The organism is Citrobacter sp. Cc139, from assembly GCF_030334645.1.
GTDB lineage: Bacteria > Pseudomonadota > Gammaproteobacteria > Enterobacterales > Enterobacteriaceae > Citrobacter > Citrobacter werkmanii.
Genome location: NZ_JAOWDM010000035.1, coordinates 1 through 207, shown reverse-complemented (window position 1 = coordinate 207; position 207 = coordinate 1). Strand labels below are relative to the sequence as shown.

Annotated in this window: 1 protein-coding gene; it reads right to left on the bottom strand. The window is 48.3% G+C overall.

All coding sequences use genetic code 11. The annotated features are described in order from the left end of the window. Positions 1 to 207 (bottom strand): S24 family peptidase (locus OGV69_RS01360; RefSeq protein WP_286469006.1); only part of this gene is annotated, 207 nt, incomplete at both ends.

The following is a 207-nucleotide window of genomic DNA, read 5'->3' as shown; positions in this document are numbered from 1 at the left end:
CACAACCCCAAAGATATCCAGCGTATCTTCGCTGTTTATCATAATGGGTGCATAGGAGCTGTTTTCAGGAACAAGCATAAGTATTGGGTGCAGCTGAAGACGTTTAACCGTGAACTCTCCATCAATAGCAGCGATAACAATATCTCCATGTGCAGGCTTTCTGGAACGGTCGACGACCAGCAAATCGCCATTCCCGATCCCCGCTCC